The organism is Clostridium sulfidigenes (assembly GCF_000732635.1).
Taxonomy (GTDB): Bacteria; Bacillota; Clostridia; order Clostridiales; family Clostridiaceae; genus Clostridium_J; species Clostridium_J sulfidigenes.
Genome location: NZ_JPMD01000057.1, coordinates 1 through 7,155 on the forward strand (window position 1 = coordinate 1; position 7,155 = coordinate 7,155).

9 protein-coding genes are annotated in these 7,155 nt (G+C 28.2%); 1 reads left to right on the plus strand and 8 read right to left on the minus strand.

From position 1 onward, the window contains the following. Positions 1 to 263 precede the first annotated feature (263 nt). The 3 genes from IO99_RS17465 to IO99_RS17475 form a co-directional block, all read right to left on the minus strand. Positions 264 to 1,427, minus strand: coding sequence for a MerR family transcriptional regulator (locus tag IO99_RS17465; RefSeq protein WP_035135733.1), 1,164 nt, complete (start codon positions 1,425 to 1,427; stop codon positions 264 to 266). A gap of 336 nt (positions 1,428 to 1,763) precedes the next feature. Then, positions 1,764 to 2,609, minus strand: a complete 846-nt coding sequence (locus tag IO99_RS17470; protein ID WP_035135735.1) for an aldo/keto reductase — start codon at positions 2,607 to 2,609, stop codon at positions 1,764 to 1,766. 46 nt (positions 2,610 to 2,655) lie between these two features. Further along, positions 2,656 to 3,291, minus strand: a complete 636-nt coding sequence (locus tag IO99_RS17475) for a flavodoxin family protein (RefSeq protein ID WP_035135737.1) — start codon at positions 3,289 to 3,291, stop codon at positions 2,656 to 2,658. 254 nt (positions 3,292 to 3,545) lie between these two features. Here IO99_RS17475 and IO99_RS17480 point away from each other — a divergent pair, with 254 nt between their 5' ends. Beyond that, complete coding sequence (locus IO99_RS17480; protein ID WP_035135739.1) at positions 3,546 to 3,887, plus strand: winged helix-turn-helix transcriptional regulator; 342 nt, start codon at positions 3,546 to 3,548, stop codon at positions 3,885 to 3,887. 270 nt (positions 3,888 to 4,157) lie between these two features. Here the strand turns inward: IO99_RS17480 and IO99_RS17485 are convergent, their stop codons facing one another. The 5 genes from IO99_RS17485 to IO99_RS17500 form a co-directional block, all read right to left on the minus strand. Continuing rightward, positions 4,158 to 5,012, minus strand: coding sequence for a DUF6544 family protein (locus IO99_RS17485; RefSeq protein ID WP_051824298.1), 855 nt, complete (start codon positions 5,010 to 5,012; stop codon positions 4,158 to 4,160). Beyond that, on the minus strand, positions 4,996 to 5,475 hold the full coding sequence (locus IO99_RS17490; RefSeq protein WP_084178227.1) for a MarR family winged helix-turn-helix transcriptional regulator: 480 nt from the start codon (positions 5,473 to 5,475) through the stop codon (positions 4,996 to 4,998). The genes IO99_RS17485 and IO99_RS17490 overlap by 17 nt, the downstream gene beginning before the upstream one ends. A 103-nt stretch (positions 5,476 to 5,578) precedes the next feature. After that, complete coding sequence (locus IO99_RS19870) at positions 5,579 to 5,752, minus strand: PD-(D/E)XK nuclease family transposase (RefSeq protein ID WP_084178228.1); 174 nt, start codon at positions 5,750 to 5,752, stop codon at positions 5,579 to 5,581. A 267-nt stretch (positions 5,753 to 6,019) separates the two neighbouring features. Beyond that, positions 6,020 to 6,298 (minus strand): hypothetical protein, encoded by a 279-nt coding sequence (locus IO99_RS17495; protein WP_035135742.1) that lies wholly within the window; start codon positions 6,296 to 6,298, stop codon positions 6,020 to 6,022. 323 nt (positions 6,299 to 6,621) lie between these two features. Continuing rightward, a partial coding sequence (locus tag IO99_RS17500) for a GyrI-like domain-containing protein (protein WP_341349109.1) occupies positions 6,622 to 7,155 on the minus strand: 534 nt, incomplete at its 5' end.

A 7,155-nucleotide genomic window follows, 5' to 3' on the forward strand; every position in this document is an offset into this window, starting at 1 on the left:
TATGAAGGAAGACTTCCTTAAAGCCTACGGCTAATATATAAAAAAATACACCCGGTTTAAGGGTGTTCTTGACATGTAATTTATTTACTATTATATTAAAATTAAGGCATGGTAGCTACATCATGACCTCCATGCCTTTAAAATAATTATCATAGAAAGCTATTTACAGAAATAATTTCACACTCTCGTTTATTTTTTGAGTATCTACGTTAATGCTTGTAACCTTCTTTCTATATGGCAAATCCTTCATAGTTTTTAATTCATTACTTACTATTTTCAGCATAAAACTTTAAAGCTTCCCCCATAAATTCAGATGCTCCACTTCCATATTGTTTATCAATGGCTTTTATCCATGTGGAATTTGATAAATAAAGCTCTGCTGTATAACCCCAATGATTCTCTCCCTCATCTACTTTGTAAAATTCTTGACTCTTTTTAGTTGCTTCTGATATTTCTTCAACAATTTCTTGAACCTCTTTTGAATAAGGATCTTTACTTAAGTCAGATGCAAGCTTTTTATATAGTTCTTCTAATTTAGGCTGCTTATCTCCCAAATAATTTTTTAGAGCTTCTCCGATAAATTTAGATGCACCATTTCCATATTTCTTATCCACTTCTTCTATCCACTTAGGATATACCAAATAAATTTGCACCATATAGTACCAATGATCATTCCCATTATCCATTTTGAAAATTTCATAATCTTTTTTAGCTATATCTGTTATTTCTTCAGCAATTTCTTGAATCTCCTTTGAAGAAGTATCTTTACTTAAGTCAGATGTAAGCTTTTTAAATAGTTCTTTTAATTTAGGGTGCTTATCTTCCAATGAATCTCTTTTAAACTCATCATATTGTTCTGCTAAAGTAAACGTAGCACTATCGTTAAGATTTTTCTTTAAAGCCTTAGCATATTTTTCAATACTTCCATATTTATTTATAGCCATTTTAGCAATTTCATCTTCCTTAGATTTACATTTTTCAATATGGTCATTATATTTATCTACACTACCATAAATTTCAATTACCTTATCCTCGTGTTCTGTTTTAAATTCTTCCAATACATTAAAATATTCATTCATATCAAATTCTTTAAAATTCATTGTGCTTTCTCCTTTTAAGGTTTTATTTATAAGCTCTATTAAACCATTCAATCTTTTTCTTTTTAAAATAAGCAACTTTTTCTGATTTTTTAGTGCTTGCATTTTATCAAAATATGGACTCAACATTATCTCTTTAACATCTTTTAAAGGTATATCAAGCTCTTTGAAAAATAAAATTTGCTGCAGAGTTTTAAGAGCTTCATCATCATAAAGTCTATATCCTGCCTCTGTAATTTCACTTGGTTTTAATAATCCTATTTCATCATAGTAATGTAGTGCACGCACACTTACTCCTGTCAAATCCGAAACTTGTTTTACTGTTCTCATTGCTACACCTCAAAGTTTGATTTTACAGCTATCAATATTATCTAATACTCAGCCGGCTATGAGTTTTTGTTAATATACTCAAGCTATATTTTTATATTACACTATGACGTGGTGTTAGGGTCAACGCTTTACAAAAGAATTTACAGACTCTTTAGTTTTCTTGTTTTTCAAGTTTAAGCAAAGAAAACTCATGAGAAAAGAGGCTGTGTCAAAGTATTTTCATACCTTTGTCACAACCTCTTCTACTTTATTTATGGTAAAGCTCACCGCAACTATTTGAAGTGAGGTTTTAATTATATAATTAAATTTACTAAAATAAAAAGATTAAAATATAAATTAAAAATCAAAATTATCTGGATCTGGTCCTACTCTTAAATCTTGATTTAAGCTATCTATCCTATCAATATCAGACTTACTTAGATTAAAATCAAATATATCTATATTTTCAATTAACCTTCTCTCATTTGTAGATTTAGGAATAGTTACTACTTGACTTTGTAAATCCCAACGTAGCACTATCTGAGCTACTGTTTTATTGTATTTTTTAGCTATTTCTTTTAATATCTCATTTTCTAATAATCCATTACCAGCCATTAAAGGCGACCATGCTTCAACTTGAATATCATTTTCTTTGCAAAATTCTCTAACCTTTTTTTGACTTAAGTAGGGATGTAATTCTACTTGATTTATAACAGGTTTTATTTCAGCATCACCTAATAAATCTTGAAGATGATGAACTTGGAAATTACTTACTCCTATAGCTCTAACGCGACCTTCTTTATATAGATATTCTAATGCTTTCCAAGCTTCCTTATACTTTCCTTCTACTGGCCAATGAATAAGGTATAAATCTAAGTAATCCACACCTAATCTATTTAAGCTTGCTTCATAAGCTGCTATGGTTGATTCATATCCTAAATCAGCATTCCAAACCTTAGAAGTTATAAACAAATCTTCCCTTGAAATCCCTGCTTCCTTTATACCTTCTCTTATTCCTTCTCCCATAGCTTCTTCATTTCCATATATAGCTGCACCATCAATGCTTCGATATCCATTTTTTATTGCTACTTTAACTGCATTTATTAATTCTGAACTATCCTCTACTCTGAATACCCCAAGTCCTAGTCTTGGCATTTCAATACCATTGTTTAAAGTAATTGTACTATTCATATTATCTATCATATTAATTCTTCTCCTTCTAACCCTTTAATTATTTTTATTAATATATTTATCTTATGAAATTCATAAAATTCTTTTCTTCTCTTTTTGGTGCTTCAATATTCTCTTTCCCAAATTCAACAAGTTTCATTAGCCAGGCCATATTCTTACCTAATACTCTCATTATTTGCATTCCCTCGCTATCTTGAAGAACCTCATTTTCTGTTCTACCATAAGCTACATTCCAATAATTTGATGTAGGCATTAACATTTCTGAATAATTAATATAATTATTCAATTGATCAAACACCGGAACTCCTCCTGATCTTCTAACTGCAACAACACTTGCTCCAACTTTATGTCTAAGCATACCGTCATTTACTGATGTTACAAGGAATGCACGGTCTAAGAATGATTTCATGGTTCCTGCAATAGCTGAATAATGAACTGGAGATCCTAATATAATCCCATCAGCCTCTTTCATCTTTTCAATCCATTCATTAACCTCATCGTTATTAATGACACACTTTTCATTCTTATTTCTGCTACATCCACCACAAGCTAAGCATCCACGTATTATCTTATTTCCAACGTGAATAATCTCTACCTCAATATTTTCTTTCTCTAATTCTTTTGCTACAATCTCTATTGATTTATATGTATTGCCCTCCTTTTTAGGACTTCCATTAAAAGCAACTACCTTCATATTACATCTCCTCGTCTTAATTTATTTTGTATTTGTCCACTACTTATGTTCTCATTATATAAATGCCTATAATACTTAACAAGTACGCACTTTTACGTTAGATGACTTACCTAAAGGTAGGATTTATTAAGATACCTTATTTATATAGGAAAATAAGATATTAAATATTAAATATTAATATTTAACATTCTTTATTTACATTAAAAATTCTAGTATAATATCTTATGTAAAAACATTTGAAAGTAGGTAATTTAATGATTTCTTTCAATAACAAAACTTATGTTTGTTTATTAGATTTTGCAATGGATTTTATACGTGGTAAATGGAAGGCTCTTTTATTATGTAGTTTATATAATGAACCAAAAAGATTTTTAGAGCTTCAAAGAATTGTTAAAGGCATAAGCCAAAAAATTTTAAGTGAAAACTTAAAAGAATTAGAAAGTGATGGATTAATAGGTAAGGTAATATATGCTGAAATTCCACCTAAGGTTGAATATCATCTAACTGATAAAGGGAAAGAAATTACTAAGATCATTAAAGAATTTGAAGCTTGGTCTATTAAATATTACCCCGATTTAGATGGCAGTTGTGAATAATATAATTAATGTTTCTTCTTCATCGAATTCTCATTAAAACTTAAAACTCCTATGTAATCACATTATACATGGGAGTTTTTTTACTTTATATTATATCAAATTTTTATAAAAAATAAGCATGTACAGTTTTGTGTTTAACAAGTCTGTCTACTCTCCCCTATATTTGGACCTCTAATGTAAAACTTATAATATTATATTTTCATATAATAATTTTAGAAAAAGAGTTTCCACCTATAGATTCAAACCATATCTACTGTAACTACCAATCTACTAATAGAATGTATATTCTATATCAGTACCATCAAAATATATTATATCTTCATTATCAAAATGCCACTTAGATTTTAATCTATTAGGTAATAGTAAATCACCATTACTCCTATAATCCTCATATAGCGCAGACCATTTTCTATGTTCTAATCTTCCATCATTATAGATAAGAGCTCTATCATCAGTTGTAAATTCAACAAGCTCTCCACTGTCTAAGAATTTATAAATTCCACTTGCCTTTATGTTATCATATGTTATTGATACACTCACTGTATTTTTATCTATTTCTTTTATGTCTACATCTCCACTTAATAACTGTGACGGCATAAATATAATTTCGGCAAGCCAGGTCACTAAAGCTGCTTTATTCATTTCTTCCCCGCGTTGATTGAATAGAGTAATATTTTTTGCTACTACTCCCTTCATCCCACCTTCACCATTAATAAATGAGTCCAAGCCTTGAAATGGTATGCCATAAAGTGATGAATCTATAAAAGCAAATCTAGCTGGAACATATCCAAAAATATGCTCTGAATAATCTATTTTCAATGTTTTATTCATCTCTATATTTACAAAATCGGCATCCTTAAAATTAAAACTCACATGGTTACTACTAACCTTATTAACTAGCTTACTATAGCTATAAAAATTCTGCATGGATTGTGGTAAATCCTCCAATGTATATTTAGTAGCTTTTTTATTTTCATTAATATTTTCTTCACTTTCAACTAAATAATCCTTAAAGTTTGTTTTTAATCTTGAATAAGGTACATTGAAATAAATAACTAATATAGATACTAATAATAAAATTATGCCTAAAATTAACCCCATTTTTCTCTTAACTCTCCTCTTCATTTTGTTTCTCCAATACCATAATATTTTTCTCTAATTGCTTTATTCCTTTAAATATACCTAATAACATTTCTTCATCAAAATCTGCAAACAAATTTTCAATATACTTTTCTTCACTTTCCATTCTTTGTTCAAAATAGTCTGTACAGTACTTTGTTAATTCTAATCTTTGTATTCTACCATCCTCTTTATCCTTGCCTATTACTAAGAAGCCTCTTCTTTCTAATATACTAGCCATCTTTTTAACATTCTGTCTTGAAGTCCCCATTCTTTCCGCAGTCATTGAAATTGTTGGAGCTTCATATTTAAAGCTAGCTATAATAGCAATTAAAAACCATTGCTTTGTAGATATATTAGAATCGAATTTATCTCCTAGTAGTTGTAATTTATTAGATAAAGCAAATATACCTCCATATATATAAGCTTCCATTTTCTTATCCTCTTTTTTATCCTCTTTTTTATCCACTATTCATCACACTCCATAAAAATTATATTCACCAATATTTATTTATTGCAACATAAAGGTAACTAGTTACATATATAATTATACGTAACTAGTTACCTTTGTGTCAATACTTACAAAGAGATAATGTATACTTAATTTTATTATAGTCTTTTTCTAATATCTTAAGCTCGATAAAGTGAATTTTAACAATATCACTTACCAATATCTTAGTCATATCTTCATATATATGATAACTACTGTGAAATTTCTCATCATTAATGTAATTAAATTCTAAGATAAAAACAGGACTTAATTATACAGTGAAGACTATATACCACTATTACCATATTAAATGCTTTAGAATTGCATAGCATATCCCTGTAATAATAGTGGAACTAATTGCTGATATTATAATCCCTTTTAAGAAGCCGATAAAATGAAATTTATAATTGTTGTATGCTTTATAATACTGTTGTTAATTATACGCTATGTTTAAGATAAATGTTGATACTATAGTAAAAAATAAAGAGGACAGTTAGTCCTCTTTATGTTAACACTTAATATATTATATTGTTATAATGTAAATTAAAATTAGAATAGATATAGCTAAACATATCCATTTTGATATTAAATCATATTTTTTATTAGTCATATTCTTATTAGCAAAGTTAATAAGAATAGTTGTAAGAATAAAGTTGCAAATACATGCAATAGAACTTATAAAAATTCGAACATATGGAGAAATAGTTAGAACTTGAAATATTAAATATATAATACCAATAGTTATTATGGTAAATATAGTAGGTAAAAAGTATAAAAATTTTCCTGCTTTTTCTTGTTTCAATAAAACCACATCCTTATATTTATAGTTAGTACAAATACTATAATTATATTTTACACTAAAACATATATTATATGTATTTATTTTACATATAAATTGCAGTTCTTGCTTTAAAATTCTTTATTTGAGTATTAGAATAAGATGTATGAAATTGAACATTTGCTGCAAGTCAATATTAATAAACCCGCATGACCACAACAACTATTTTAATAGTTATATATTTCTATAGTTAAATAGGTTCATATTTTTATATTTTAATAGTTCCCTACATAAATTTTTTAAGGGAACTTCTAAAAAGAATTCCCTTAATTGAAACTTTAACAAATTTATAATCTTCTGATTGGGAAAAATAAATATAATTGTCCATTTTCTTCTGGGCAATTGTATTCAAATACAGCACCTACTAACTTAATATTATTATTGTCCATATAATTTAAAACATAAGAAAAGGCTGCTTCGTATTCATTATCAACTTTTATATAAAGGTATTCAAATGTAGGAACTGTCCACTTTATCCAAGTATCAGGTGCTTCAGCATCATCCATAACTTCTATCCCTGCTAAATATAATCCTTTTGTAAAATTCTCTTCCCAAGGGTGAAAGTTTCTTGAAAAATCACTCATCAATCCCCAAACGCCTAAAACATTTCCTTTTTCATCTTTCTTTGCTAGAAAATCAACCTCATCAAAGTGGTTATTGGCATCTTTCCATAGCTTACTTACAAAACCGCTTCCCTCTTTAGTTGAACCTTCTTTCCCAATTACTGAAAAAGAACTTTTAATACATTTTTCGATTTTCATATTCATTTGCTTCCCCMTATAATTAATTGTAATTACTCCCACTTCGCCACTTCTTTCAAC

What these genes read in the sequence shown, in the direction of transcription:
- IO99_RS17485 (WP_051824298.1), bottom strand. Translation starts at nt 5,012, where the DNA reads ATGAAGAGGAGAGTTAAGAGAAAAATGGGGTTAATTTTAGGCATAATT.
- IO99_RS17475 (WP_035135737.1), bottom strand. Translation starts at nt 3,291, where the DNA reads ATGAAGGTAGTTGCTTTTAATGGAAGTCCTAAAAAGGAGGGCAATACA.
- IO99_RS17465 (WP_035135733.1), bottom strand. Translation starts at nt 1,427, where the DNA reads ATGAGAACAGTAAAACAAGTTTCGGATTTGACAGGAGTAAGTGTGCGT.
- IO99_RS17480 (WP_035135739.1), top strand. Translation starts at nt 3,546, where the DNA reads ATGATTTCTTTCAATAACAAAACTTATGTTTGTTTATTAGATTTTGCA.
- IO99_RS17470 (WP_035135735.1), bottom strand. Translation starts at nt 2,609, where the DNA reads ATGATAGATAATATGAATAGTACAATTACTTTAAACAATGGTATTGAA.